We start from the raw sequence: 25,719 nt of genomic DNA on the forward strand, positions 1-25,719 counted from the left end.
CAAGGCAGAATAGCCGCGGTTCCCGTGGCAGACAACGATGTACGAAACCGACGGTAAGCGGGTGTCAGCGACAGTGTCCGACGAAATCGCAGGTGAGGCCGCTTGCCTCGCGGCTTCCGGGGAGCGTACAGTCCCCGGTGTTCGCCACGAGAATTACTGGTACCGCCGACACGAAGCCGCGTATCACGCGCTGCTGCCGTACTGCGCCGACGCCGTCGTCCTCGAAGCCGGATGCGGTGAGGGGTACGGCGCCGGCCTGCTCACCGAGCACGCGGCGCAGGTGATCGCACTCGACTACGACGGTGCCGCGATCGGGCACGTCGCCCGGAGCTATCCCACCGCGCACGCGCTGCACGCCAACCTCGCGGTGCTGCCGCTGATCGACGCCGGCCTCGACGTCGTCGCCAATCTCCAGGTACTCGAACACCTGTGGGACCAGTACGGCTTCCTCGCCGAATGCCGCCGCGTCCTCCGACCCGGGGGACGGCTGCTGGTCACCACCCCGAACCGGCTCACCTTCACCCCCGGCAGCGACACCCCGCTGAACCCGTACCACACCCGCGAGCTCTCACCGTCCGAATTGGACGAGATGCTCCGCGAGGCCGGATTCGCGGTGCACTGGCTCGCCGGTCTGCACCACGGCGCCGGGGTGCGCGCACTCGACGAACGCTACGGCGGGTCGGTCATCGACGCCCAGCTCGACGTCGTCATGGGCTCGCTGCCCGGGCAGGCGTCGTGGCCCGGATCGCTGCTCGCCGACGTCGCCGCGATCCGGGCGGACGACTTCGACATCCACGATCGCAACCTGGACGCCAGCCTCGACCTCCTCGCCGTGGCGGTCCGGCCGTGACGGGCACGCACGACGGCCGCGCAGCCGACACCGAGACCGGCACCAAGACCGGCACCGAGACCGAGGGCACGTTCTGCCTCGTCCTCCACAGTCATCTGCCGTGGCTGCCGCATCACGGCACCTGGCCGGTCGGCGAGGAATGGCTCCACCAGGCGTGGGCGCATTCGTATCTGCCGGTGATGGACCTGCTGCGCCGGTTCGCCGACGAGGGCAAACGCGACCTGCTGACCCTCGGTGTGACCCCGGTGCTGGCGGCACAACTCGACGACCCGTACGCCCTGCGCGCGATGCACGACTGGCTCGGCACGTGGCGACTGCGGGCCGAGCACGCCGCGGACCTGTGGCGCGGCGACGGCCTGCTGTCCGACCTCGCGGCCGGTGAGCATCGCGCCGCCACCCGCGCCCTCGACGAACTCGAAACCACGTGGCGGCACGGATTCTCCCCCGTACTGCGGTCGCTTGTGGACAGTGACGTGGTCGAACTCCTCGGTGGTCCGCTCGCGCATCCGTTCCAGCCGCTGCTCGACGAACGGGTCCGCGGATTCGCGCTGTCGGAAGGACTCGCCGACACCGCACTGCGCCTCGGCAGCCGGCCCGAGGGCATCTGGGCACCGGAGTGCGGCTATGCGCCCGGCATGGAGAACACGTACGCGGCGGCGGGCGTGCAGCGCTTCCTCGTCGACGGCCCCGCGTTGCACGGCGACACGGCGACGGCGCGCACGGTCGGCGACTCCGACGTGGTCTGCTTCGGCCGCGACCTCGAGGTCACCTACCGGGTCTGGTCGCCGAAAGCCGGCTACCCCGGTCACGCGCGGTACCGGGACTTCCACACGTGGGCACACGACGTGGGCATCAAACCCTCACGCGTCACCGGGAAAGAGGTGCCGCCGCAGGACAAGGCACCCTACGACCCCGCCCGTGCCGCCGACACCGTGCAGACGCACGTCACGGATTTCGTCGACACCGTCGTGGCCCGGCTGCGCTCGCTGCGCGAACGCGACGGTCGCGAGGCGCTCGTGGTGGCCGCCTACGACACGGAGCTGTTCGGACACTGGTGGCACGAGGGCCCGCAATGGCTGGAGGGCATTCTGCGCGCGCTGCCGGAGGCGGGCGTGCGCGTGACCACCCTGCGCGGAGCCGCCGAGGCCGGGCACGTCGGCGCGCCCGTGGACCTGCCCGCCTCCTCATGGGGGTCGGGCAAGGACTGGCGCGTGTGGGACGGCGAACAGGTGGCCGACATGGTCGACGCGAACGCGCAGCTGCAGCAGCGGCTGCTGGCACTCGACGTGCCACGCGGCCACCGCGACCCGGTCGCGGACCAGGCCGTGCGCGAGGCGCTGCTCGCCCTGTCCAGCGACTGGGCGTTCATGGTCACCAAGGACTCGGCCGCCGACTACGCCCGCAGGCGGGCGGGTGAGCACACCGACCGGTTCGACGAACTGGCGGCACTGCACCGCACCGGCGATCCGAACGCCGTCCGGAGGGCCGCCGAGCGGCGCCGGGCGAGCCCGTTCGGCCGGCTCGACGCCCGCTCCCTCTGACGACGCGGATCGCCCCTGCGGGTCAGCTGCTGCCGGCCGCGGCGTCCACGTCACCGGCCCCGCCGGACCCCGCCGCGCCGCGACCTGTCCCGCCGGCGCCCTGCCGGTCGGGGGCCGGCCCGCCAGCGCCCTGCCGGTCGGCGCCCTGCCGGTCGGCGTTCGGCCGGTCGGCACCCGCACCCTCCGCGAGCACCGCGCGATTGGCCTCGGCCGCGGCGTCGAGGTCGACCTTGTGCACGCGCCGGTCGTAGGTCAGCAGGCCGTTGACCTCGTTCTCGACATCCGTGGCTTGGGTGTAGATCGCCGCGGACAGCCCACGCTCGCGCACCACGGTGCGCAGTTCGCGGGCCACCTCGACGTACCGCCGGGTCAGCTCCTCGGCGGAACCGGTCATCTCGTAGGCCACCGGATCACCGGGCCACAGGTGCCCTCCGACGGCCAGTCCCAGCCCGCCGTACTCGCCGTCGGCCGTGGCGCGGTGGTCGGTCGCGAGCGGCCTGCCGGGACCGACATAGGTGTGGTCGTCGTAGACGTGCCCCGCACCGGAATCGGGATGCGAATGGCAGCAGTTGACGCCGCTGTCGGCGACGACGAGCCGCTCCGGGTCGGCCGCCATCAGCTGCTCGGTGATGCGGGCCGTGTCGTACTCGCCCCAGCCCTCGTTGAACGGCGTCCACACGACCAGGGACGTCACCGAACGCAGCGCCGCGACGATGCCGGCCAGGTCCTCCTCGAACCGCGTGCGGGCCCGGTCCACGGGCGGCGCCTGCGGGCCCGGCGGATTGTCGAGCACGACGGGCAGCGACGGAATGTCCTGCCAGACGAGGAGCCCGAGCCGGTCCGCCCAGTGGTACCAGCGGGCGGGCTCGACCTTCACGTGTTTGCGGACCGTGTTGAAGCCGTAGGCCTTCGCCTGTTCCAGGTCGTGGCGCAGCGCCGCGTCGGTGGGCGCGGTGTAGATCCCGTCGGGCCAATAGCCCTGGTCGAGCGGGCCGTACAGGAACGTGATCCGCCCGTTGAGGGCGATCCGGGACCGCCCTTCGGCATCGGGGACGAGCCCGATCGTGCGCAGTCCGACATGGCTGTGGACCTCGTCGAGAAGATCACCCGTGCTCGCGTGCAGCCGGACGGTGACCGCGTACAGGTGCGGATCGTCCGGGCTCCACGGCCGCGGCGACGGCACGTCGACCCGCACCGGCCGCTCCGCCGCACCGGTGCCCGTCACCCCGGCCACCTCGACCTCGACGACAGCCGTTCCCGTGGCAGCCGCTCCCGCCGCAGTGGCTCCCGCCGCAGTGGCTCCCGTAGCAGTGGCCACCTCGGCTCCGGCCGGGATCGCGGTGACCACGACCCCCGTGAGGTCCGAGGTCACGTCGAGCCGATCGATGCGGGTGTGCGGCACGGCCTCCAGCCACACGGTCTGCCAGATGCCGGAGGCACCGGTGTAGAGAATCCCGCCGGGCCGGTTGGCCTGTTTGCCGACGGGGAACGTGCCGCTGTTGCCCGTGTCCTCGGCACGCACGACGATCTCCTGCTCCCCGCTCCCCCTGCCTTCCGAGGCACCGTCGGCCCGCAGCACCTCGGTGAGGTCGACGGAGAACGCCGTGTATCCGCCTTCGTGCCGGGCGACGAGCTGGTGGTTGACCCACACCGTGGCGATCTGGTCGACCGCGCCGAAGTGCAGCAGCACCCGGCCGCCGCGCCAGTCCGCGGGCACGTCGAACGTGCGCCGGTACCACATCCGCTCGACGCGACGGCCGATTCCGGACAGGGCCGCCTCGGGCGGGAACGGGACGACGATCTCCTCCCTGCCCTGCGGCTCGCCGTCACCGCCTGCGGCGGTGTACTCCCAGCGCCCGTTGAGGGTGCGCCAGCGGTCGCCGCGCGTGAGGTGTGGCCGAGGGTGCTCCGGCAACGGGGCGTCGGGGTCGACGTCGGCGGTCCACGGCGTGGTCAACGGTGCGACGGGCCGTCCGTCGGGCCCGGTCACCGCCGTACCGGCGGAGCCGCAACCGGCCTCCGGCGCCACCGGCGCGGTCGGCGCGGTCGGCGCGGATGCCGCAGCCAGCGCGTGGGCGTCGGGAGCAACGGGAGCGGCCGTGGGATCCGCGGCGGGCACGGCGGCGGAGTCCGCGTCAGGCGCTGTGGCGGAGTCCGCGTCTGACGCGGCGGCGGAGTCCGAGGCGGGTTCGGGGCCGGTGGCCGGAGGGACGTCGGCGTTCATCACCGTCGATGGTTCCAGACGCCGCACTGCAGGTGGCTGCGCGAGGCACATGGCCACCGCGTGTCGGAAACGCTGCACATCGGAAACGCTGCACGTCGGAAACGCTGCACGTCGGAAGCGCCGTACGTCGGGAGCCCCGCACGCCCCGTCGCCGGGCGCGTGCGGGACTCCGCACCCCGAGCCGCCACGGAGAGGGGAAGCACCGACCCGGACCGCCATGGTCCTCCCGTCGCGCGGCGCTGCGTCCCGCCCATCGGGTGAACCGCGCCCCGTCACGACCGGCAGGGCGGACGGACCGGCGGGGCACGGGCGCCCGGCCGCTCCGGCGGGTGTAGCTGGCCGGTGTACGTACCCACGAGTAACCTCCAACCATGCGCGTGTTGCTGCTCTCGTGGGAGTACCCGCCGGTCGTGGTCGGCGGGCTCGCCCGGCATGTCCACGCACTGGCCCGGCATCTCGTCGCCGACGGCCACGACGTGACGGTCCTGTGCCGGCATGTCGCCGGTACCGATGCCGGGACGCATCCGACGTCCCACGAGGTCGTCGACGGAGTCCGGGTCGTGCGCGTCGCCGAGGACCCGATGCACCTGACGTTCGAACGCGACCTGGTCGCCTGGACGCTGTCGATGGGGCACGCCATGGCGCGCGCCGGACACGCCCTGCTCGGCACCTGGCGGCCGGACGTCGTGCATGCGCACGACTGGCTGGTCACCCAGCCCGCCATCGGACTGGCCGAGGCCGCGGGAGTGCCGTTGGTCGGCACGATCCACGCGACCGAGGCCGGCCGGCACTCGGGGTGGCTGTCGCACCCGTTGAACCAGCAGGTGCACTCGGCGGAGTGGTGGCTGGCCAACCGGTCCGACGCCCTCATCACCTGTTCGCACGCGATGCGCCGGGAGGTGGCCCAGCTGTTCGACCTCGACGCGCAGACGATCAGCGTGATCCACAACGGCATCGAGGAACGCGGCTGGCAGGTACCCGCCGAGGAGGTTGCGACCGCGCGCGAGCGTCACAGCCCGGACGGCGCTCCCCTGCTGCTGTACTTCGGCAGGCTCGAATGGGAGAAGGGCGTACAGGACCTGCTCGGCGCTCTCCCCGAGGTGCGCGAGCGGCATCCGGGCACGCGACTGGTCGTGGCGGGCATCGGCAGGCACCACGACGACCTCGTCGAACAGGCACACACCCTCGGGATGGCCGAGGCGGTCGACTTCGTCGGCCACCTTCCCGACCTGCGGCTGCGGGCGGTGCTGGCTGCCGCCGACGCCGTGGTGCTGCCGAGCCGATACGAGCCGTTCGGCATCGTCGCACTCGAAGCCGCCGCGGCCCGGCGCCCGCTCGTGGCGTCCACGGCGGGCGGGCTCGGCGAGGTCGTGATCGACGGCGAGACCGGCCTGGCGTTCGTACCGGGCGACGTTCCGGGGATCGCGAACGCGGTCGACGCCGTACTGGCCGACACCGGCGCGGCCGAACGCCGCGCGCACGCCGCGCAGTCCCGATTGGCCGCCGATTTCGACTGGGCCCACATCGCGACCAGCACGGCCGAGGTCTACCGGGGCGCCCGCCCCGGCGGCCCGCAGGACCTCCACCGGCCCAAGATCCCGACCGGAAACGCCTTCGACCCGGAACACGGCGCCGGCTGACCGCCCCGTGGCGGCACCGCCCCGTCGTCCCTGCGGTGCCGTCACGGGGACGTCGCCGGTCGGGTCAACTGCTCGGCGATGTCCTCGGCATAGGTGCCGACCCGTGCGTACACGCCCGGAAAGTCCGGGCGAGCGCAGCCCTGGCCCCACGACACGACGCCGGCGAGCACGCCGTCGACGGCCAGCGGACCGCCCGAGTCACCCTGACAGGCGTCGACACCGCCCTCGGGCAACCCGGCGCAGACCATGCCCTCGGGGTCGTACTCGGAGCCGTATGCCGCGGCGCAGTCCTCGTCCGAGGTGACCGGCACGCTGCCCTGCAGCAGGGTGTCCGGCGAGGGGCCGCCTTCGGACGTGGTGCCCCAGCCCGCGACCGTCGCGTCGGCACCCGGGCTGTAGCCCGGGCCGTCGGTGGCGGAGGCCAGTTCGACGGGTTCGGCATCGGTCACCGGCGACGAGAGGGTCAGCACCGCGATGTCGGCACCGGTGGTGACGCCGGTGTAGTCCGGGTGGAGCCAGATGTCGGTGACCGGGGTCTCGCTGCCCTCGCTCGTCGTCAGATCCGTGCGGCCGGTGACGGCCACGACGTCGGAAGGGTCCTGGCCCTCGACGCAGTGCGCGGCCGTGAGGACCTTGTCCTCGGCGACGAGCGAACCGCCGCAGAACTGGAATCCCGCAGCGTCGGTGAGGGCGACCGCGTACGGGACGTCGGCGATGTCCGCGGGTGACCCGCCGACGATGTTGGGCGTCACGCCGGTGGTTTCGTCGGCGCCGGCGACCGTGAGCGAGCCGAGTGCGACCGCCAGCGTCGCCACGCTCACGCCCGCGGCGCGGGCGAGGGTGCGTGCGTTTCGAGTCATGGGGAGCTACCTCCGATGTGGGAAAGTCACTGACCGCCCACATATGGCAGCGCATCACGCCCAGGCCCGGCAAGCGACGGAGGTACTGGTGAAATCGGGGCTTGCACCGCGGCGCCAGTTGTGTTTGTCCTGGTCACGGGAAGAAATCCGCAGGTCCGTACCACTGCGGGTCACCGGAGACTCCCGGCCGGCAGCGTTCCCGAAGCCTGTCAGATCGTCACGAACGGTCCACTCGTGTGACCCCGAACCCTCGCGAACGGCCCGTTCGCATCACTCGGATGCAGCCGGATACGCCGACGACGGATGCCGCGAGCCCGCCACCGATCGCACCTCGGGCCTCCCGCGCCCCACGCGGGCTCGCCGCGGCCGCGGTTCACGACCGGTAGATCGCCTCGTAGACCTCGCGGTTCGCGGCATCGGCCGCGATGGCGCGCTCACGCCGGATCGCACGTGCCTGGCCGTAGGCGAAGCCGTGCTTGGCGACGCGCAGTTCGACGCTCTCGTCGCCGTAGGCCTGCGAGTAGAACACGCCCACGACGAGCGCCATCAGCGACAATGACAGCCGCAGGCCCAACGGGCCGGGCAGCAGCAACCACACCGACGCGAGCGGTAGCAGGTACACGAAGTTGCGCGCGGCGAGCCGCCAGCGCCACGCCCGGCTCGTCGCGTCCTTCAGCACCCACGGAGCCAGTTCGGCCGGCAGGCGGCCGCCCACCGAGTACCGCAGCCAGCGGATCGGACCGGGACGCGCCGTCTCCTCGCTCGCCATCACGCCGACAAGGATAACCAGCTGCGACACCCGCGAGCGGCCGGTGAGGGCCACATCACCGAGGCCGGACCGCGGCGGCCTGCCCCCGATGCGGTGACGTGCGGCCCCGGGGGCGTCCACGCGTCACCGCATCGGCGGGCCCACGTGGGGCGACGATGCCGCAGGCGTGTTCACCTGCCGCACTGCGCCGCCGAGCTTGCCGATGCCGTAGAGCACGTAGCCGGCGGCGATCACCGCAACGAGCAGCATCGCGAGCATGCCGGCGAACCCGTCGTCACCGGAGTCCAGGAACGCGTAGAGGTTCAACCCCGCGGCGAGGTAGTAGACGAGGTAGACCAGCGGCAACGCGATCCACGTCAGTGGATGCCACCACCGCGTCGCGGCCTGATTCCGGCCCACTGCGCACCAGTCCACGAACACCAGCAGCGGCGTCACGATGTGCTCGAACGGCAGGTGGTCGGCATCACCGCCCAGCAGCCCGAAGTAGACGCCCGCGACGAGCAACAACAGCACCGTCGTGGCACCACGCAGCCACGGACTGCGCGGTTCGTGCCGCCTGCCGCCCGTGAACAACGGGTACGCCAGCAACCCGAGGTAGACGATGCCGGCGAACAGGCTGGCGAGCTGGCTCAGCGCCTCGAAGTTCTCGTTCCAACCGGTCGCGTTGCCGACGCCGTACAGCGCGCACCCGGCGACGAGGAGCCGCCACAGGCCGACCCCGGCCAGCACTCCGGGATGCACGCGCCGGGGCCGCTGCAGTGAGGCGCCGTACGACTGCTGCGGCTGCTGCGACTGCTGCTGCGGCGGAGCGCCGTGCGACGGCCTCCCCTGCGCCGGCTGCCGCGGGTCGCCGCAGGGCTGCTGTGGTTGCGCGCCGCCCACCGGCCGCTGAGGTGTCCGCCCTGTCATGAGCGCCATCCTGGCAGAGGCAGGCATCCCGCCGTTGCCGTCCGAGCGATTTCGGCGCCGGGCTCCCGCGCACACGAACGGGCACCGTCTGCCGCGAGGCGGCGCTGCAGACGGTGCCCGGGTCGCGCTGCTCAGACCGTGGCGTTGGTCAAGTAGCGCGCGTACGCACCCGTGGTGACGAAGCCCGGCAGCTTCTCCCCGAGCGCGGTCTCGACGAAGAGCTCGCGCGCGTCGGACAGCCGGGTCTCATCCCCAAGATCGGCACGCACCGCGGCGAGTTCCTCGTCGAGCCATTCGGTGACCAGCTCACGTGTGACGACCGTGCCGTCGGTGAGCTTGGTGTCATGGCGGATCCACTGCCACACCTGGCAGCGGGCGATCTCCGCCGTGGCGGCGTCCTCCATCAGCCCGTGGATGGCGGCGGCGCCGGTGCCGCGCAACCACGCATCGAGGTACCGCAGCGCGACGTTGATGTTGCCGCGCACGCCCTCCTCGGTGACCTCGCCGCCCGCGCTGGCGACGTCCAGCAGGTCGGCCGCGGTGACGTCGACGTCGTCGCGCAGCACGCCGAGCTGGTTCGGCTCGGCGCCGAGCACGCCGTCGAAGACCTCGCGGCAGGTGCCGACCAGGCCCGGGTGGGCGACCCACGAGCCGTCGAAGCCGTCGCCCGCCTCACGTTCCTTGTCCCGGCGCACCTTCGCGAACGCCGCGGCGTTCGCATCGGCGTCCCGACTCGGGACGGCCGCGGCCATCCCGCCGATCGCATGCGCACCGCGCTTGTGGCAGGTCTGCACGAGGCGCTCGGTGTAGGCGCGCATGAACGGGACGGTCATCGTGACGTCGCCGCGGTCGGGCAGGACGAAGTCCGCACCGACGGTCCCGAACGTCTTGATCATCGAGAAGATGTAGTCCCAGCGGCCCGCGTTGAGGCCCGCGGCGTGCTCACGCAGTTCGTAGAGGATCTCGTCCATCTCGAACGCCGCGGTGATCGTCTCGATGAGCACGGTCGCGCGGACCGTGCCCTGCGGCAGGCCGATCTCGCGCTGAGCCAGGCGGAAGACGTCGTTCCACAGCCGCGCCTCGTGGTGGCTCTCGAGCTTCGGCAGGTAGAAGTACGGGCCGATCCCCTTCGCGACCAGGCGCTTGGCGTTGTGGAAGAAGTACAGGCCGAAGTCGAACAGGCTCGCCGACACCGGACGTCCGTCGATGCGGACGTGCTTTTCCACCAGGTGCCAGCCGCGCGGCCGGACGACGGGTGTGGCCGGGTCCTCACCGATCGTGTAGTGCTTGCCGCCCGATTCGAAGTCGATGTCCCGGCGGATCGCGTCGTAGAGGTTCAGCTGCCCGTCGACGACGTTGGCCCAGGTGGGCGACGTGGCGTCCTCGAAGTCGGCCAGCCACACCTTCGCGCCCGAGTTGAGGGCGTTCACGGTCATCCTGGCCTCGACCGGGCCGGTGATCTCCACCCGGCGGTCCTCCAGCCCCGGGGCGGGGGCCGCCACCTGCCAGGAGGCGTCGTCGCGGATCGCGGCGGTCTCGGGCAGAAAGTCGAGCGTCTCCTCACCCGCGGCGATCCGCTCCCGACGGCGGCGCCGCGTGTCGAGCAGCTCACGGCGACGCTCGGCGAAGGCGTTGTCCAGCTTCGCCACGAACGCGAGGGCGGCGGGAGTGAGGATCTCGTCGTACCGGTCGGCAGTCTCGCCGGTGACGGTCAGCCTGTGGTCGAACCTGTCAGCCATGATCGGACCCCTCTCGGGCGGCACCCCGGGCACTGGATGTCCGGAGTGGGATGGGAAAGCGGGTGGGCCGGCCCGGTGGAAGTGACCGGCCCACCCGCTATGGGGTGTCACGGGAAGCGCTACGCAACGGCCGTGACACGCTGTTTTCTCAGAACTGCGCTTCCTCGGTGGAGCCGGTCAGCGCCGTGGTGGAGCTCTCCGGGTTCAGGGCGGTGGACACCAGGTCGAACCAGCCGGTGCCGACCTCACGCTGGTGCTTCGTGGCGGTGTAGCCACGCTCCTCCGAGGCGAACTCGCGCTCCTGCAGGTCGACGTAGGCCGTCATGCCGTTGCGGGCGTAGCCGTAGGCCAGGTCGAACATCGAGTAGTTCAGCGCGTGGAAGCCGGCCAGCGTGATGAACTGGAACTTGAAGCCCATGGCGCCGAGCTCGCGCTGGAAGCGCGCGATCGTGTCGGCGTCGAGGTGCTTGCTCCAGTTGAACGACGGCGAGCAGTTGTAGGCGAGCATCTGGTCCGGGTACTCGGACTTGACCGCCTCGGCGAACTTGCGGGCCACCTCGAGGTCCGGCGTGCCGGTCTCCATCCAGATGAGGTCGGAGTACGGCGCGTAGGCCTTGGCACGCTCGATGCAGGGCTCGATGCCGTTGCGCACCTTGTAGAAGCCCTCGGAGGTGCGCTCGCCGGTCAGGAACTGCTGGTCGCGCTCGTCGGCGTCACTGGTCATCAGCGTCGCCGCCTCGGCGTCGGTGCGGGCGATGATGAGCGACGGAACGTCCATCACGTCCGAGGCCAGCCGGGCGGCGTTCAGCGTCCGCTCGTGCTGCTTCGTCGGGATGAGGACCTTGCCACCCAGGTGGCCGCACTTCTTCTCGGAGGCGAGCTGGTCCTCCCAGTGCACACCGGCCGCACCGGCGCTGATCATGCCCTTCATCAGCTCGAACGCATTGAGCGGGCCACCGAAGCCCGCCTCTGCGTCGGCGACGATCGGGGCGTACCAGTCGATGTCGGTGTTGCCCTCGGACCAGGAGATCTGGTCGGCGCGGCCCAGCGCGTTGTTGATGCGGCGCACGACGGCCGGGACCGAGTTGGCCGGGTACAGGCTCTGGTCCGGGTAGGTCTGGCCCGACAGGTTGGCGTCGGCCGCGACCTGCCAACCGGACAGGTAGATCGCCTTGAGGCCGGCACGCACCTGCTGGACGGCCTGGTTACCGGTCAGCGCACCGAGGGCGTGAACGTAATTCTCGGTGTGCAGCAGGTCCCACAGCTTCTCGGCACCACGGCGCGCGAGCGTGTTCTCCTCGACGACGCTGCCGCGCAGCTTGGCCACGTCCTCCGCGGAGTAGGCGCGCTCGACACCCTTCCAACGGGGGTCGTTGTCCCACTGCTTCTTCAGCTCCGCGGCCGTCTGCTCCAGGTTCTGTGCCATCGAACTCTCCACCTTTGCGAACTTTGCGATTGACTCGCTGTGTAGATCGACCATGACATGCGCTGCGAAAACTCGACCACATCTCCAATTTGCAAATTTCTGCAAAATTTACGTACCATGTTGCGAAGGTTGTGAACGAGGTGTTCGCACCAACGGGAAAAGGCGAAGACTGAACCGGTTACTTGACCGTTTCGGTACGAAAGATCTACGGGACGTGATGCTGCGATGGACAAAACTTTCGCCGGGGGGAAGCTGCGCCATCTGAGGGAAAGCCGCTCGATGAGCCAGGCGGACATGGCCAGACTGCTCGACATCTCGCCCAGCTACCTCAATCAGATCGAGCACAACTCCCGTCCGCTGACCGTTCCGGTGCTGCTGCGGATCACCGAAACGTTCGGTGTCGACACGGAGTTCTTCTCCAACACCGACACGGCGCGCCTGGTTGCCGACGTCAAGGAGGCGCTGCTCGACGAGGCGGTCGGGATCGAGGCGACCACCGGTGAACTCAACGAACTCGCCTCGAACCTGCCGAACGTGGCCTCGGCGCTGGTCAAGCTGCACCGCAGTTACCGCAGTGCCGTCGAGACCACCGCCGCGCTGGTGACCGAGAACGGCATGGGCCAGCACGGCAGTGCCGCCGCTCTCCTGCCGCACGAGGAGGTGCGCGACTTCTTCTACGAGCGCGAGAACTACGTCGGCGAGCTCGACGAGCGTGCCGAACGGATGGCGTCCGACATGGCCCTGCGCCGGGGCGAGACCGTGCACCGGACGCTGCTCGACCGGCTCACCGACCACTACGGCGTGCAGGTCACCAGCGACGGCATCGACGAGTCGGCGGGTCAGCAACACCGCTACGAGCCGGATGCGAAGGTGCTGCGCCTGGCCCCGAGCCTGCGCATAGGGCAACGGGCGTTCCGCATGGCCTCGCAGATCGCGCTGCTGGAGTACGACGACCTGATCACCGAACTGGCCGACTCGTGGGCGTTCTCCGGCCCCGCCGCACGCTCACTGGCGCGCGTGGGCCTGGCCAACTACTTCGCGGGCGCCCTGATCCTGCCGTACGGGCCGTTCCTGTCGATGGCCGAGAAGTACCGCTACGACATCGAGCGGCTGTGCGACGAGTTCGGGGTGGGGTTCGAGACGGTGTGTCACCGGCTGTCGACGTTACAGCGGCCGAAAGCGCGTGGGGTGCCGTTCTCGTTCGTGCGCGTGGACCGGGCCGGGAACATGTCGAAGCGCCAGTCCGCAGCAGGGTTCCACTTCTCCCGGGTCGGCGGGGCGTGCCCACTGTGGAACATCTACGAGGCGTTCACCTCGCCGGGCAAGGTGATCACCCAGGTGGCCACGCTCCCGGACGGGAAGAGCTACTTCTGGATCGCGCGGACGATCTCCCGCAACGTCGGCGGCTACGCCAGTCCGGGCAAGACGTTCTCGGTCGGACTCGGCTGCGAACTGCGGCACGCCCGGCGGCTAGTGTACTCGGCCGGGCTCGACCTCGACGACCGCACCGCGGCCACGCCGATCGGCATGGGCTGCAAGGTCTGCGAACGTCCCGCCTGTCCGCAGCGGGCGTTCCCCCACATCGGCAAGCAGCTCACGGTCGACGAGAACACCAGCACGTTCGTCCCCTACCCGGCCGTGCCGAAGCCCGAGGAGTGACACCCGCCGCGGGAAGGCTCGCCGGCTCCCGGCTCGGCCGCTGCGGCGCCTCGCGGGAGTGACGCGCCGCAGCGGATCACGCGGCGAAGGCCCGGCGATAGGCGGTCGGCGTGAGGCCCGTGTGCTCGGTGAGGCGGTTGCGGAGGTTGGCGGCCGTGCCCAGGCCGCTGTGGTGCGCGATCTGGTCGACGGCGAGGTCGGTCCGTTCGAGAAGCCGGCGAGCGTGCTCGACCCGCACCGTGGTCAACCATTGGATCGGGGTGCAGCCGAGCTCGGTGCGAAAACGCCGGTGCAGGGTCGCCGGGCTCATGGCCGCGCGTGCGGCGATGTCGGCGACCGAGACGGGTCCGGTCGCGTGCTGCTCGGCCCAGCTCAGCGCCGCAGCCAGCGGGCTCTCGGCCTCCGCGGGGAGGGGACGTTCGATGAATTGCCGTTGCCCGCCCGGGCGATGTCCCGGGAACACGAGGCGGCGCGCGACGGCCGCGCCGACTTCGGCGCCGTGATCGCGGCGGACGACGTGCAGTGCCAGGTCGAGGGCCGCCGCGCTACCCGCCGAGGTGAGGACGTCGCCGTCGTCGACGAAGAGAACGGCATCGTCGACGCGCACCCGGGGATGGCGGGCGCGGAACTCGTCGGTCCACTGCCAGTGCACCGTGACGCGGCGCCCGTCCAGCACGCCCGCGTCGGCGAGGGTGAACGCCCCGGTGCACATCCCGATCATGCGTGTTCCCCGTGCGGAGGCTTGCGCGATCGCGTGCAGCACGTCGGGGTGATGTGGCGTCGCGGTGTCGGGCCGATTCGGAACGATCACCGTGTCCGCATGCTGCAGCGCCGACAGGCTCGCGACGCCGGTCATGGCGAAGAAGCCCTGTCGCATCGGCACCGTCGGTTCGCGCGCGCACAACTGCACGTCGTAGAGCAGCCCGCCGATCTCGGGCCGGTCGATGCCGAGAACCTCCGTCAGGCACGCCAGCTCGAACGGGTTCGAGCCCGCGTCGACCAGGGCGACGACCGTGTGCCGGTGCGAGGAATCTTGCGACATGTGTCATTCCTTGCACTGTCGGCGGCGCAGTGCAAGCCGCAGGATCGGGGCATGACGAACTCGGCCGTGAACATCGACGCCGTCCTGGACTCCTTCCAGGAACGGTGGAGCCCGCGGATCCTCACACGGGTCAACGACTACGACGTGCGCCTGGTCAAGGTGGAGGGAGCGTTCGTGTGGCATTCCCACCCGGACACCGACGAACTGTTCGTCGTGCTGGACGGCAGTCTCGACATCCGTCTCCGGCAGTCGGGCGACGAGGCCGCCGCCACTGGAACCGCTGCCACTGAAACCGTCGTGCACCTCGCGCGGCACGATGCCTTCGTCGTCCCGCGCGGGGTCGAGCACTGCCCGGAGTCACCGGAGGGCGCGGCGGTGATGCTGCTCGAACCGACCGGAACACTCAGTACCGGCGATCACGACGGAGACATCCCCGACCACATCACCTCGACGACGGGCCTGCCCGCGTAACCGGGCGGGAATCGGACGCCGGGCAGGCTCGCTCCGCGGGCGGCAACGGAGGTACCGGACGCCCCGCGGAACGGGTTCAGGACTCGTCGAGCGTCTGCCGCAGGGCTTCGTCGGCCTTGCGCGCCATGTCCTTGACGGCTTCACGACGTTCGGCGTCGGCCTCGTAATCCGCCCGGCGGTCGCGCACGACGCGCGCCGGTGCGCCGACCGCGATGCCGAAGTCGTGGATGTCGCCGCGGACCACGGCGTGCGCCCCGAGTACGCAGCCGCGTCCCACCCGCGTGCCTTTGAGCACCGACACCTTCGTGCCGATCCAGGTGTCCGGCCCGATCCGCACCGGGGCCTTGACGATGCCCTGATCCTTGATCGGCAGGTTGATGTCGGTGGTCACGTGGTCGAAGTCGGTGACGTACACCCAGTCGGCGATGATCGACGAACCGCCGATCTCGATGTCGAGATAGCCGTTGAGCACGTTCTGCTCGCCGAACACCGTCTTGTCACCGATGCGCAACGACCCCTCATGACAGCGGATCGCGTTGCCGTCACCGATGTGCACCCACCGGCCGATCTCCATACGCCCGTACCCGGCGCGAGCGTGGATCTCGACGTTCTTGCCGAGAAACACCATGCCGCGCAGCACGATGTGGGGATTCACGATGCGGAACTTCAGCAGCCGCCAGTAGCGGACGAGATACCACGGTGTGTACGCGCGGTGGCGCAACACCCAGCGCAACGACTCCTTCGTCAGGAACCGGGCCTGGGCCGGGTCGTTGCGCGTCCGTCGCCAGACCTGGACGCGGTGCAGCACCGGCGAACCCCACATCGACGTCATGCCCCGGAGAGTAGCTGTGCCATGCAGCGTCTCCGGTCGGGTGGTGGGCGGGAGCTCCGACCCACTGCGCCGGACCGACGGCGGTGCCGTGTCCATTGCCGGTGCCGTGTCCATAGCCGGTGCCGTGCCTACTGCCGGTGCGCCGTCAACGACCGGTGCGCTGGTCGGAACCCGCCCGGCGGTCAGGACCGACACGGGGCAAGCATCCGCCGGTTTCCGGCCGCTCCGCGCCGTCGGTACCAGCCTCCCGTGGAGCCAGGACGGGTTCGCGGCGGCCGGTGTAGGTGGCGCCGTTCGGGGTGGTCACCGTGGTGGTGCCGTGCACCGGGTCGTAGCGGGTGGCCCACCGCGGGTCGTTCTTCAGCCGGTGGTGGCGTCGGCATCGAGGCCCAGCGTTGGCCACCGACGTCGCTCCACGGTCCTTGACCCACTCGCGTTCGTGATCGTGATCGCAGTGCCGGGCAGGCCGATGACACCACGGGACGACACATTCGCGGTCCCGCACCCGCACCAGCTGCCGGATCGTCTCGCTGGGTCGCCGCCGCGACCTGCCCAGATCCACCGGTTCCCCGGTTCCGGGATCGCACAGCACCGCGCGCCACACACTGGCCGGACCGGTCATGATCTCCCGAGCGATCACGGCGGGCACGGGCCCGTAACCGTCCAACTCGCACCCCTGCTCGGAGATCGACAAGGCGGTGTCGACCGGCAGGTGCAGATGCACCATCGTCGGCGCCGCGGGTGGTGCCGCACCCGGATCGTTGCCCAGCAACAGATCCGCGGTGACATCCGCACGCAGCTGATCCCACGTACGCTGCTCGCCGCCGCGGCGCAGTGACCGCGCCATCGCCTCGATCCGCGCGTAACACGCCGCTGCCACCTCGGCCGGCAACTCCGCCGACACTACCGACACCGCATTCTCGCCCGGTACGAGCTCGACCCGGCGTTCCGCACGCGCTCTCCGTGCCCGGCCGGCCTGCCCACCCGGGTCGACCTTCTCCACCAACCTCGCCGCACACCGGGTCAGATTCCGCGGTTGCCACAACGTCGCTCCTGCCCCGTCGAGCTTCCCCGCCAGCAACCGGTCCACGGCGCGAGCCGCTTCGTCATCCAGGGCCGCGGTCACCTTCAGAACCCGCTGCACGGCATACGATTCGAGCTCCCCGGCCCGCATCGCCTCGAGTATTCGCGGCATTCGCCGTGCCAGCTCGACCGAACGTCGGATCCGCTCCCGTACGGCCACCGGCGAGGCCCGCAGCTCGGGAGTCAGCTCCTCGGCCAGACTCCACCAGTCGTCCTCCACCGCGGCCGCCTCGGCAAGGAACGCCACTTCCTCGGCATCGACCTGCGCACGCCGCACCCGTAACGCCCGTGCACGCTCAGCCCGTGCACACTCCGCGCGACTCATGACACCCCCAGTGGCAGAACTACAGTGACAGAACTCAACGCAGTCCCGATCGTCCGCAGGACCACTCACTCGTCGACAGTATCGAACCAGTATTCGATACGACAGATCTCGGCGTGTCACCCGATGGAGGGTCGCAGGCTCCTCCGCTGCGGTGTAGTGCGACCGCGAGACCGGCACGGCGGAGAGAGTCCTGCACTCCACGGCCAATCCCGGACCGGCGTCGGCCGGTCGCCGATGGGCCGCCACTCCTGTTGATACGACCCACCCGACCTGTACTGATACGACCCGCGCGCTCATGAGCCCTCCCCCGGCCGCACGATCACCCAGCACAACCAGGTATGGCGCGACGGTGCCGAATCGAGCTACACTGCTATCGCACGAACATTCGACAGCAAGAAATGTGGATATGTTGACGAACCTGCCATTGCCACCTCGACGGCCGGGGACCCTCCGCCGGCCGAATGCAGCCGTCTCCCCCGTATCCGGCAGCCGTAGCCTGTCGACAGGCAGGCAAACAGTGACGACCAGACGCTGACGACCAGACGATGGCGACCCGACGGCGAGGAGCGGACGTGACGAAGAAGCTGATCATCGACACCGACCCCGGCGTGGACGACGCGATCGCCCTCGCCCTGGCGGCCCTGAGCAGCGAGGTCGACCTGCTGGGCGTGACCAGCGTGTACGGCAACGTCCCGCTGTCGGCGACGACGATCAACGCCCGCCGCATCCTGGCACTGTGCAAGCGGGCCGACGTGCCCGTCGCCGCGGGCGCCGCCCGGCCCCTGGTGCACCGGCACCCGAACGAAGCCGGTGACGTGCACGGCGCCGACGGCCTGTCCGGCCGGTCGGCGGCGCTGCCCGAACCGGCCCGACCGCTGGACGAACGCGACGCCGTCACCCTGATGGCCGAGCTGCTCGAGACCTCCGACGAACCGGTGACGATCGCCCCGATCGGCCCGTTGACCAATATCGCCGCGCTGCTGGCCGCGCATCCGGCCGCCGCGGCCAAGATCGAGCGGATCGTGATCATGGGCGGCGCACTCGGCCACGGCAACACCACGGCCGCCGCCGAGTTCAACATCTGGAGCGACCCCGAGGCCGCCCAGCGTGCACTGACGGGCGGCGAGGCCCCGTGCGTGCTCGTGCCGATGGACCTGACCTATCGCTGTGCCGTCGACGCGGCGTGGCTCGACGAGCTCGACTCGTCCGGACCGATCGGCGCGGCACTCCACGCCCTCACCCCGGACTATCGCGAGCACTATCGCGGCGCACTCGGCTGGGACGGCATGGTGATCCACGACGCGGTGGCCGTCGCCGAGGCGATCCGCCCGGGCACGTTGCAGACCGAGCGGGTTCCGGTGCAGGTGGAGTGCTCGTTCGGACCGGGCCGCGGCGCCACCCACGCCGATCGGCGCCTGCCCGCGCTGCGCGCCTCGACCGACGATCCGGATCCGGCACCGGACATCGAGCTCGCCGTCGACACCGACCTGACCGCGCTGCGCGCACTCCTGCTCGACGGATTGCGCTGACTCGACGATGCCCCGCCTCGCAGCGCTCCGTATCCTCTGAGCCATGACATCGGGGGAGACCGAGACACCGTCGTCCACGGCACCGTCGTCCACGGCACCGGCCACGTCGCCACACACAGCGGCGGCACACACAGCCTCGACACGCACTGCCCCGGCCCGGCCCGGCCGGGGCCGGTTCGCCGCGCTGCTCGCGCTCGCCACCGCGGTCGTGCTGACGGCGGGCGTGCTCACCGTCCTCCGGTTGTCACCCGCGCCGGCCGGTGACACGGGCGCCGCGGCCGCCGCGGCGGACGGCACCGACTCCGGTGCGCAGGCACCCGGCCCCGGCAGCGCACCCGCGTCCGGGCAGACCCCGTCCCGGCAGAGCCCGCAGCCCGAGCCGACGCCCGACCGGACAGCCCCTGCTCAGCGCGTGCCACAGGAACAGGGCACGCAGTTCGAGGAATGGGTCGGCGAGGTCGCGGGCTGGCTCGACATTCCCCGGCGCGCCATGCGTGCCTACGCCACCGCGACCGTCCGGATGGAACAGGAACAGCCCGGCTGCAACCTGTCGTGGGTCACGCTCGCCGGCATCGGGCGCACTGCCAGCGACCACGGCCGCACGGGCGAGCGCAGCCTCACCCGCGACGGCAGGCCCACCTCCCCCATCGGCACCATCGAGCTGCGCGACTTCTCCGGCGACGTCATCTCTCAAACCGGCGCGAAAGGCCCGATGCAGCTCTCCCCCGCGGTGTGGCAGCAGTGGGCGGCGACCTCGGCCGGATCGGCACCGAACGTCCAGGACATCGACGACGCGGCGCTCACCGCCGGCCGTGCGCTGTGCGACGAGGGACGTGACCTCGACCGGGGCCAGCAGTGGCTCGAGGGTGTCTCCTCCCTGCACGACGAGCCGTTGTTCCTGCACCGCGTACTGGCGACGGCCAACGTCTACGGCACGGTCGGGATGGAGGACGAGCCGCCCAACGAGAAGGTGCTCCAGGCCGTCACGTTCGCCATCGAGAAGATCGGCCTGCCGTACGTGTGGGGCGGCAACGGCCAGGAGCAGGGCGATGCCGGCTTCGACTGCTCCGGCCTGACGACCGCCGCGTACGACTCGGCGGGCGTGTCGCTGGAACGCACCGCACACTGGCAGTACTCGTCCGTCCCCATCATCGGCCCGGACGAGCAACCCCGGCTGGGCGATCTGGTCTTCTTCGGCGATCCGAACACGAAGATCCACCATGTCGGGATGTACATCGGCAACCAGCAGATGATCGACGCGCCGACGTTCGGCCAGGCCGTGCAGGTGCACAACTACCGCAAGCCGGGCGATTCCTACGCCGGCGCAGGACGGCCGGTGGCGTGACCATGGAGACGACGACCGAATCCTTCCGCACGCCCGCCGGCATCACGCTCGGACTCGAGCACTTCGGTGATCCGGCCGCGCCACTCGTACTGCTCGCGGGCGCGCCGACCATGCTCTCCTGGCCCGATGCGCTCTGCGAGACGCTGGCTCGCCGGGGACGCCACGTCGTGCGCTACGACCTGCGCGATGCGGGCGCGTCGACGTCCGGCGACCCCGAGTCACCGGACTACACCCTGCGCGATCTCGCCGACGACGCCGCCGCGCTCGCCCGTGGTCTGGACGACCTGCCTGCGCACCTGGGCGGCATCGGGATCAGCGGCATGGTCGCCCAGGTCGCCGCGCTCGATCACCCCGACGCGTTCTCGGCGCTCACCCTCGCCGGGACGCGGCCCGTCGCACCGGGCCCGGTCGACGCCGACCTGCCCGACCACGACGCCCGCACCATGGAGCGGATGTTCGCGCTGCCGATGCCCGACTGGTCCGATCGCGACGCCGTGGCCGCGTTCGCCGCAGCGCACGCCGAGATCCTCGGCAACGACCCCGCAGCGGCACGCACCACCGCCGCGCGCGTCGTCGATCGCACGCCGTCGGCGGATCCCGCGGCAGGCCGGGCCAACCAGCTGGGCATGGTCTTCGCCGCACTGGACTGCACTCCGCGCTGGCGGGAACGGCTCGCCGAACTGGCCGTTCCGACGCTCGTCGTGCACGGCCGCAGGGACCCGTTCTTCCCGGTGGGCAACGGCGAAGCCCTCGCGCGGGAGATCCCCGATGCCCAGCTGCACGTGCTCGACCGGGCCGCGACCGCCATCCCCGACGACCTCACCGACGAGGTCGCGGCGGTCATGCTCGCGCGGTAGGCGCGCAGCGGCACCTACTCGAGCCGGCCGGTCACGGCGGGCTTGCCGGCCGGAACGGAAAACGTCGCCGCGCCACGGCATTCCTGGTTTCTCGTGCATCGCAGTCGAGGTCACGGCGGCACGGGTCGACGACAAACGCATCGACCCGGACACCGGCACGCAAGCGGTTGCCGTCGGCGGTGCCCCGCCACCGAGGGCACACAGGTCACCCACGATCACCGAGGATTTGAACGCCCGTCCGCGAGTGTCTCTCCACAGCGCACAGCCTTCACGTTTCCCGGCCACAGTGCCGATCCTCCGGGCGCACGGCCTCGCTCACCGTCCTCATATCCTTGACTTCCTCTTCTGTTGACATTCTCAACGATTGCTGTTTTTCTGTGATCTACAACATGGACGGTGTCCGAAGCGAGGCGCCGACGCGACGACACGAGCCCGACACCACGCCGGTCCACGCCGTCGCCATCGGACCGTTCGCGACGTCCCGAGGAGAGGAGGACCATGCATCCGGCCGCTCTACCCAGAACCATCTTCGACTCCGATCACGAACTGTTCCGGACCACCGCCCGTACGTTCGCCGAGCGTGAGGTCGCCCCGCACCTGGACACGTGGACCCGTCAGGGTCACGTCGACCGCGAGCTCTACCGCCGCGCCGGCGAACTCGGCCTACTGGGAATCGCCGCCGAGGACAAGCACAACGGCGGAGGTATCGACGACTTCCGGTTCCACGCCGTGCTCATCGAGGAGCTCTGCCGGGTGGGCGCCACTGTGGTGACCATGAACCTCAGCGGTTTCAACGACCTCGTCGCCCCCTACCTGATCTCGCTGGCCGACGACGAGCAGAAGCGGCGCTGGCTGGCTCCGCTGTGCAGCGGCGACCTCATCGGCGCACTGGCGATGACCGAACCCGGCGCGGGCAGCGACCTGGCTGCTCTGACCACCACGGCCATACCCGACGGCGACGAGCTGGTGCTCAACGGGACCAAGACCTTCATCAGCACCGGCACGACGGCGGACGTCTTCCTCGTCGTGGCCCGCACGGATCCCGCGGCCGGACGGAAGGGTTTCAGCATCGTGCTGGTCGAGGCCGATACTCCGGGGTTCGCCCGCACCGGCCCGTTGCACAAGGTCGGCCTGTCCGCTCAGGACACCGCAGAACTGACCTTCGATCACGCCCGAGTACCGCGGGCCAACATCCTCGGCAACGAGAACGACGGTTTCGGCTACCTGCGGGGCAATCTGCCGCAGGAGCGGCTCAGCGTCGCGGTCACGGCGATGGCGGCGATGCGGCGCACGTTCGAGCAGGCCCTGGACCACACTCGCGACCGCACCGCCTTCGGCACCCGGATCGCCGACTTCCAGGCCAATCGCTTCTACCTCGCCGAACTGGCCACCGACATCGAGATCGCACAGACCTTCGTCGACCGGTGCGTTCTCGACGCCGCCCACGGATGGCTCGACGAGGTCACCGCCGCGATGGCCAAGTGGTGGGTGACCGAACTGCAGCAGAAGGTCGTCAATCGCTGTCTGCAATTGCACGGCGGCTACGGATTCATGACCGAATACGACGTCGCCAAGGATTACCTGGACTGCCGCGGCAGCACGTTGTACGCGGGCACGACCGAGGTCATGAAGGAAATCATCGGGCGGAAATTGACCCGGCAATGATCCGCATTCCCCGCAAGGAGAACCGAGCATGCGCAACGAAGGTGTGGGGTCCTGGCCCTACCGCAGGGTCCGACTGGCTCCCGACAAGACCGCGATCACGTTCCGCGAACAGAGCCTGACCTACGCTCAGCTCGACGAGCGGGTGACGCGCCTCGCCCGTGCCCTACGCGAACTCGGGGTCGGCAAGGGGGATCGGGTGGCGCTGCTGAGCAGGAATCATCCGTCCTACCTCGAGGCACTGTTCGCTTCGGGACTACTGGGGGCGATTTTCGTCCCACTCAACGCGCGCCTTTCCACGCCCGAACTCGCCTATTCGCTCGAAGACGCCGGAGTGTCGGTACTGATCCACTCCGCCGAGCTGACCGAAGTCGGCATCACCGCCGCCGAGCAGGCCGCCACACGGCAACGCGTCGTCGTGGACGGTGCCCCCGACAGCGACGCGGTCGGCTACGAGGACATCATCGCCCGCGCCGGCACCGACCGCCTCGCCGAGGTGGTCTCGCACAACGATCCCTGCTTCATCATGTACACCTCGGGCACCACCGGGCGCCCCAAGGGCGTGGTGCTCACCCACGGCAACATCGTGTTCTCGGTGATGAACGCGGTCGTCGACCTGGACCTGCTCAGCGACGAGGTCTCGCTGGTGTGCGCGCCACTGTTCCACACCGCGGCACTGGATTTCGTCGCGCTGCCCACCCTGCTCAAGGGCGGGCTCGTGTGCATCGAGGAAGGGTTCGACCCGCAGCAGGTGCTGCAGGCGATCGAACGTGCGGGCGTGACCTACACGTTCGGCGCACCCACCATGTGCGACGACCTCAGCCAGCACCCGGACTGGAGCTCGACGGACCTGTCCTCGATCCGACGCATGATCGTCGCCGCCGCGCCGGTACCGCCGCGGACCCTGCACGCTTATGCCGAGCGCGGTGTCAAGCTCTGTCAAGGCTACGGCCTGACCGAGACCGGCCCCGGCGCGCTGATCCTCACCCCCGACAACGTCGAGCGGAAGCTGGGCACCACCGGGGTCCCCCACTTCTTCACCGACGTCACCCTGGCCGGCCCCTCGGACGAACCGGTCGAGCCGGGCCAGCGCGGCGAAATCCGAATCTGCGGGCCCAACGTCACGAGCGGGTACTGGAATCGCCCGGAAGCCACGTCCGACGCCTTCGACGAACAGGGACGGTTCCGTTCCGGTGATGTCGGGGTGGCCGACCAGGACGGTTTCGTGGCCGTGGTCGACCGACTGAAAGACATGATCATCTCCGGTGGGGAGAACATCTACCCCGCCGAGGTGGAAGCCGCACTGCTGGACCTGCCCGGCGTGGCCGCGTGTGCGGTCTTCGGCGTACCCCACGAGAAGTGGGGCGAGGTCGGCCGCGCCGCCGTAACCCTCGAAAAAGGATCCGAACTGTCCGAACAGGACATGACCGAGTTCCTGCTCGAACGACTGGCCAAGTACAAGGTCCCGAAATCGTTCCTCTTTCTCGACGAGATCCCACGCAACGCCAGCGGGAAGATCCGCAAGAACGAACTCCGCGAGCACTACGCGGGCTGACCCGCCGCACCGGCCCTTCCGGTGGCGTTCCCATTTCTCCTGAGAATTCGCATGACATCGGGCGGACATTCGCCGCCCACTCCGCCCTGCCCGAAAAAAACCGCCTCCCGATCAGGAATCCCATGATGGTTACCGATGTCGCCGCGGCCATGCCGGCCGCGCAACGCAAAAGAGAGATCCGCAGGGTCGTCCTCGCCAGTTACCTCGGCAGCACGAGTACTACGATTTCCTGCTCCACACCACTGCCGCAGCCCTGGTGTTCGGGCCGGTCTTCTTCACCAATCTCGCCCCGCTGGCGGCCACGATCGCCTCCTTCGGCACTTTCGCAGCCGGCTACCTCGCGCGTCCCCTCGGCGGGGCAGTACTGGGAGATTTCGGGGACCTGCTCGGGCGCAAACGGATGCTGGTCGTGTCCGTGAGCATCATGGGCGTGGCCTCCTTCCCCATCGGCCTCATCCCGCCTGCTGGCGGCCATAGGATCCTGGGGAGCGGTCATTCCGGTGCAGCTGCGGATCCGTCAGGGCATCGCCGTGGGCGGCGAATGGGGCGGTGCCGCACTGATGTCACTGGAACACGCGAACAAGAAGCGGCGTGGATTCGCCGCCTCCATCCCCGAACAGTTCGGCACCACGGCCCGCTACACGGGCGTGTCCCCGGGCTACCAGCTCGCGAGGCTGCTCGGTGCCGGCCTGACCCCGATGATCCTCACGTCGCTGTACGTCGCCAGTGGGCGCGACATCATGTCGGTGGTGTGGTTCCTGGCGGCGGTGGGACCGATCAGCGTGGTGGCCATCCTGCTCACTCGCGAGAGCCAGGACAACGAGCTCACCCAGGACACCTTCTGAGGAAGGAACGTTCACCATCGCGGGCTCGTCCGTGCAGCGGTGCCAGTGGCCGGTGCCACCGGCACCACCCCGCTTCAGTTCCCGTGCCCGCCGAGAGCGACGGCTTCCCGATCGTCGAGGTCCGACTCGGGGAACGCGATCCGCCGCAGCATGTAACGCAGATGATCGAGGTCCTGCGGGGAAACACCCTCGAAATGGCCGTCCGATGCCGCGGCGACCCGCTCCCGCGCCTGTCGGCAAACCTGGTGGCCGGCTTCGGTGATCGCGATCAGCTTGTTACGCCGGTCGGTGGGATCGGGGGCACGGGTGACCAGATCGCGTTTCTCCAGATCGTCGACCAGAGCCACGATCTGGCTCGGGTCCAGCCCCATGGTTGCAGCCAGACGCCGCTGCGTTACCCCATCACCGTCCTCGTCCACGAGGTCCAGCACCGAGTAGGAGCGGACCCGCAGGCCCAACGGGGCGAGTGCCTCACTGGCGGACCGGGCCAGCACCCCACTGGCGCGGGACAACAGGAAACCGAGGTCTTCGGTCAGCGGGTGATTCGCATGCATCG

The 25,719-nt window shown here is 70.1% G+C and carries 21 protein-coding genes; 11 read left to right on the forward strand and 10 right to left on the reverse strand.

Annotation, left to right across the window (positions count from 1 at the left end):
• Positions 1 to 37: 37 nt before the first annotated feature.
• Positions 38 to 850 carry a class I SAM-dependent methyltransferase gene (locus LY41_RS02115; protein ID WP_372493053.1) on the forward strand — a complete coding sequence of 271 codons (813 nt, stop codon included), beginning with the start codon at positions 38 to 40 and terminating at the stop codon, positions 848 to 850.
• Positions 847 to 2,391, forward strand: a complete 1,545-nt coding sequence (locus LY41_RS02120; protein WP_308292188.1) for a 1,4-alpha-glucan branching protein domain-containing protein — start codon at positions 847 to 849, stop codon at positions 2,389 to 2,391. The genes LY41_RS02115 and LY41_RS02120 overlap by 4 nt, the downstream gene beginning before the upstream one ends.
• A 22-nt stretch (positions 2,392 to 2,413) precedes the next feature.
• Here LY41_RS02120 and LY41_RS02125 read toward each other — a convergent pair whose 3' ends face one another.
• A complete protein-coding gene (locus tag LY41_RS02125) occupies positions 2,414 to 4,615 on the reverse strand; it encodes a glycoside hydrolase family 2 protein (RefSeq protein ID WP_253862109.1) in 2,202 nt (733 codons plus the stop codon).
• 371 nt (positions 4,616 to 4,986) lie between these two features.
• Here LY41_RS02125 and LY41_RS02130 point away from each other — a divergent pair, with 371 nt between their 5' ends.
• The gene (locus LY41_RS02130; protein ID WP_253862110.1) at positions 4,987 to 6,255 is read left to right on the forward strand and encodes a glycosyltransferase family 4 protein; all 1,269 of its coding nucleotides are present in this window, start codon (positions 4,987 to 4,989) and stop codon (positions 6,253 to 6,255) included.
• Positions 6,256 to 6,296: 41 nt separating this feature from the next.
• On the opposite strand, the gene LY41_RS02135 is transcribed toward LY41_RS02130, so the two are convergent.
• From LY41_RS02135 to aceA, 5 genes are all read right to left on the reverse strand, one after another.
• A complete protein-coding gene (locus LY41_RS02135; RefSeq protein WP_253862111.1) occupies positions 6,297 to 7,115 on the reverse strand; it encodes a serine protease in 819 nt (272 codons plus the stop codon).
• Between the two features lie 373 nt (positions 7,116 to 7,488).
• Positions 7,489 to 7,884: a DUF5313 family protein gene (locus LY41_RS02140; RefSeq protein ID WP_253862112.1), complete on the reverse strand. Its 396-nt coding sequence runs from the start codon at positions 7,882 to 7,884 to the stop codon at positions 7,489 to 7,491.
• A gap of 123 nt (positions 7,885 to 8,007) precedes the next feature.
• On the reverse strand, positions 8,008 to 8,793 hold the full coding sequence (locus LY41_RS02145) for a Pr6Pr family membrane protein (RefSeq protein WP_253862113.1): 786 nt from the start codon (positions 8,791 to 8,793) through the stop codon (positions 8,008 to 8,010).
• 131 nt (positions 8,794 to 8,924) lie between these two features.
• Positions 8,925 to 10,532, reverse strand: coding sequence for a malate synthase A (aceB, locus tag LY41_RS02150; RefSeq protein WP_253862114.1), 1,608 nt, complete (start codon positions 10,530 to 10,532; stop codon positions 8,925 to 8,927).
• A 148-nt stretch (positions 10,533 to 10,680) separates the two neighbouring features.
• Entirely contained in the window at positions 10,681 to 11,958 is a 1,278-nt protein-coding gene (gene aceA, locus LY41_RS02155) for an isocitrate lyase (protein ID WP_253862115.1), read from the reverse strand.
• Between the two features lie 225 nt (positions 11,959 to 12,183).
• On the opposite strand from aceA, the gene LY41_RS02160 reads away from it, so the two are divergent.
• The gene (locus LY41_RS02160) at positions 12,184 to 13,617 is read left to right on the forward strand and encodes a short-chain fatty acyl-CoA regulator family protein (RefSeq protein ID WP_253862116.1); all 1,434 of its coding nucleotides are present in this window, start codon (positions 12,184 to 12,186) and stop codon (positions 13,615 to 13,617) included.
• Between the two features lie 76 nt (positions 13,618 to 13,693).
• Here the strand turns inward: LY41_RS02160 and LY41_RS02165 are convergent, their stop codons facing one another.
• A complete protein-coding gene (locus LY41_RS02165) occupies positions 13,694 to 14,659 on the reverse strand; it encodes a GlxA family transcriptional regulator (RefSeq protein WP_253862117.1) in 966 nt (321 codons plus the stop codon).
• Between the two features lie 51 nt (positions 14,660 to 14,710).
• Here LY41_RS02165 and LY41_RS02170 point away from each other — a divergent pair, with 51 nt between their 5' ends.
• Positions 14,711 to 15,130 (forward strand): cupin domain-containing protein, encoded by a 420-nt coding sequence (locus LY41_RS02170; protein ID WP_253862118.1) that lies wholly within the window; start codon positions 14,711 to 14,713, stop codon positions 15,128 to 15,130.
• 76 nt (positions 15,131 to 15,206) lie between these two features.
• Here the strand turns inward: LY41_RS02170 and LY41_RS02175 are convergent, their stop codons facing one another.
• Positions 15,207 to 15,962, reverse strand: coding sequence for an acyltransferase (locus tag LY41_RS02175; protein ID WP_253862119.1), 756 nt, complete (start codon positions 15,960 to 15,962; stop codon positions 15,207 to 15,209).
• Positions 15,963 to 16,107: 145 nt separating this feature from the next.
• Positions 16,108 to 17,370, reverse strand: a complete 1,263-nt coding sequence (locus LY41_RS02180) for an HNH endonuclease signature motif containing protein (RefSeq protein ID WP_253862120.1) — start codon at positions 17,368 to 17,370, stop codon at positions 16,108 to 16,110.
• Between the two features lie 572 nt (positions 17,371 to 17,942).
• Between LY41_RS02180 and LY41_RS02185 the strand changes: the two genes are divergently transcribed.
• The 6 genes from LY41_RS02185 (at position 17,943) to LY41_RS23485 (ending at position 25,163) form a co-directional block, all read left to right on the forward strand.
• Positions 17,943 to 18,899, forward strand: coding sequence for a nucleoside hydrolase (locus tag LY41_RS02185; protein ID WP_253862121.1), 957 nt, complete (start codon positions 17,943 to 17,945; stop codon positions 18,897 to 18,899).
• Between the two features lie 43 nt (positions 18,900 to 18,942).
• Entirely contained in the window at positions 18,943 to 20,244 is a 1,302-nt protein-coding gene (locus LY41_RS02190) for a C40 family peptidase (protein ID WP_253862122.1), read from the forward strand.
• Positions 20,245 to 20,246: 2 nt separating this feature from the next.
• Positions 20,247 to 21,101: an alpha/beta fold hydrolase gene (locus tag LY41_RS02195; protein ID WP_253862851.1), complete on the forward strand. Its 855-nt coding sequence runs from the start codon at positions 20,247 to 20,249 to the stop codon at positions 21,099 to 21,101.
• Positions 21,102 to 21,599: 498 nt separating this feature from the next.
• Complete coding sequence (locus LY41_RS02200) at positions 21,600 to 22,766, forward strand: acyl-CoA dehydrogenase family protein (RefSeq protein ID WP_253862123.1); 1,167 nt, start codon at positions 21,600 to 21,602, stop codon at positions 22,764 to 22,766.
• Positions 22,767 to 22,794: 28 nt separating this feature from the next.
• The gene (locus LY41_RS02205) at positions 22,795 to 24,318 is read left to right on the forward strand and encodes an acyl-CoA synthetase (RefSeq protein ID WP_253862124.1); all 1,524 of its coding nucleotides are present in this window, start codon (positions 22,795 to 22,797) and stop codon (positions 24,316 to 24,318) included.
• A gap of 500 nt (positions 24,319 to 24,818) precedes the next feature.
• The gene (locus tag LY41_RS23485; RefSeq protein WP_301296470.1) at positions 24,819 to 25,163 is read left to right on the forward strand and encodes a hypothetical protein; all 345 of its coding nucleotides are present in this window, start codon (positions 24,819 to 24,821) and stop codon (positions 25,161 to 25,163) included.
• 74 nt (positions 25,164 to 25,237) lie between these two features.
• On the opposite strand, the gene LY41_RS02215 is transcribed toward LY41_RS23485, so the two are convergent.
• The gene (locus LY41_RS02215) at positions 25,238 to 25,717 is read right to left on the reverse strand and encodes a MarR family winged helix-turn-helix transcriptional regulator (protein ID WP_253862125.1); all 480 of its coding nucleotides are present in this window, start codon (positions 25,715 to 25,717) and stop codon (positions 25,238 to 25,240) included.
• Positions 25,718 to 25,719 lie beyond the last annotated feature (2 nt).

This window comes from Prauserella halophila, from assembly GCF_024171895.1.
GTDB lineage: Bacteria > Actinomycetota > Actinomycetes > Mycobacteriales > Pseudonocardiaceae > Prauserella > Prauserella halophila.

What these genes read in the sequence shown, in the direction of transcription:
- LY41_RS02175 (WP_253862119.1), bottom strand. Translation starts at nt 15,962, where the DNA reads ATGACGTCGATGTGGGGTTCGCCGGTGCTGCACCGCGTCCAGGTCTGG.
- LY41_RS02205 (WP_253862124.1), top strand. Translation starts at nt 22,795, where the DNA reads ATGCGCAACGAAGGTGTGGGGTCCTGGCCCTACCGCAGGGTCCGACTG.
- LY41_RS02180 (WP_253862120.1), bottom strand. Translation starts at nt 17,370, where the DNA reads ATGAGTCGCGCGGAGTGTGCACGGGCTGAGCGTGCACGGGCGTTACGG.
- LY41_RS02170 (WP_253862118.1), top strand. Translation starts at nt 14,711, where the DNA reads ATGACGAACTCGGCCGTGAACATCGACGCCGTCCTGGACTCCTTCCAG.
- LY41_RS02130 (WP_253862110.1), top strand. Translation starts at nt 4,987, where the DNA reads ATGCGCGTGTTGCTGCTCTCGTGGGAGTACCCGCCGGTCGTGGTCGGC.
- LY41_RS02190 (WP_253862122.1), top strand. Translation starts at nt 18,943, where the DNA reads ATGACATCGGGGGAGACCGAGACACCGTCGTCCACGGCACCGTCGTCC.
- LY41_RS02115 (WP_372493053.1), top strand. Translation starts at nt 38, where the DNA reads ATGTACGAAACCGACGGTAAGCGGGTGTCAGCGACAGTGTCCGACGAA.
- LY41_RS02145 (WP_253862113.1), bottom strand. Translation starts at nt 8,793, where the DNA reads ATGACAGGGCGGACACCTCAGCGGCCGGTGGGCGGCGCGCAACCACAG.
- LY41_RS02215 (WP_253862125.1), bottom strand. Translation starts at nt 25,717, where the DNA reads ATGCATGCGAATCACCCGCTGACCGAAGACCTCGGTTTCCTGTTGTCC.
- aceB (WP_253862114.1), bottom strand. Translation starts at nt 10,532, where the DNA reads ATGGCTGACAGGTTCGACCACAGGCTGACCGTCACCGGCGAGACTGCC.
- LY41_RS02160 (WP_253862116.1), top strand. Translation starts at nt 12,184, where the DNA reads ATGGACAAAACTTTCGCCGGGGGGAAGCTGCGCCATCTGAGGGAAAGC.
- LY41_RS02135 (WP_253862111.1), bottom strand. Translation starts at nt 7,115, where the DNA reads ATGACTCGAAACGCACGCACCCTCGCCCGCGCCGCGGGCGTGAGCGTG.
- LY41_RS02165 (WP_253862117.1), bottom strand. Translation starts at nt 14,659, where the DNA reads ATGTCGCAAGATTCCTCGCACCGGCACACGGTCGTCGCCCTGGTCGAC.
- LY41_RS02195 (WP_253862851.1), top strand. Translation starts at nt 20,247, where the DNA reads ATGGAGACGACGACCGAATCCTTCCGCACGCCCGCCGGCATCACGCTC.
- LY41_RS02125 (WP_253862109.1), bottom strand. Translation starts at nt 4,615, where the DNA reads ATGAACGCCGACGTCCCTCCGGCCACCGGCCCCGAACCCGCCTCGGAC.
- aceA (WP_253862115.1), bottom strand. Translation starts at nt 11,958, where the DNA reads ATGGCACAGAACCTGGAGCAGACGGCCGCGGAGCTGAAGAAGCAGTGG.
- LY41_RS02140 (WP_253862112.1), bottom strand. Translation starts at nt 7,884, where the DNA reads ATGGCGAGCGAGGAGACGGCGCGTCCCGGTCCGATCCGCTGGCTGCGG.
- LY41_RS02200 (WP_253862123.1), top strand. Translation starts at nt 21,600, where the DNA reads ATGCATCCGGCCGCTCTACCCAGAACCATCTTCGACTCCGATCACGAA.